General features: G+C 44.4%; 1 pseudogene. It reads left to right on the top strand.

The features are described 5' to 3' along the window. Window positions 1-111 precede the first annotated feature (111 nt). Window positions 112-536: pseudogene (locus tag H6A61_RS15380) on the top strand (group II intron reverse transcriptase/maturase); the annotation flags it as partial.

Raw genomic sequence — 536 nt, 5'->3', positions numbered from 1 at the left:
AGCGGAGTAAAGCTTGCCGTGAGAAGTCAGCAGATGTCATAGTAGCAAACGTGTCGATAAGTTTGTGAAGGACAGAACTTTATTTAAACGATAATAATTGAAAACTACCGTATGTTGGATAGAATGCACAAAACTGTAACTGAAGTTTTAGGCTGCCCTCAGAGAGCTAAGACGGAATCTGAATGGTATGTGGGAGCGCAGACCTTCATATGGATGGTTGAAGACAATGTCGTGGAAGTACCATTTGACAGAGAGCATCTTCTGGAAGCTATTCTTTCACCCGATAATCTGAATAAGGTTATAAGACTGTAGTCAGAAACAAAGGGTGTGGCGGTATCGACAAGATGTCATGTGACGAACTTTTCCCATGGCTCCTCGCCAACAAGAAAAGCTTGATACGCTCTTTGCTTGACGGCAGCTACCGTCCCAATCCTGTCCTTAGAGTGGAAATTCCTAAGGATAACGGCAAGATGCGACAGTTAGGAATACCGACCGTTGTAGACCGACTGATACAGCAAGCCATCACCCAAGTACTG

Origin of the sequence: Bacteroides caecigallinarum (genome assembly GCF_016901995.1) — a bacterium.
Lineage (GTDB): Bacteria > Bacteroidota > Bacteroidia > Bacteroidales > Bacteroidaceae > Phocaeicola > Phocaeicola cellulolyticus.
This window is presented reverse-complemented; position numbering and strand designations above follow the sequence as displayed.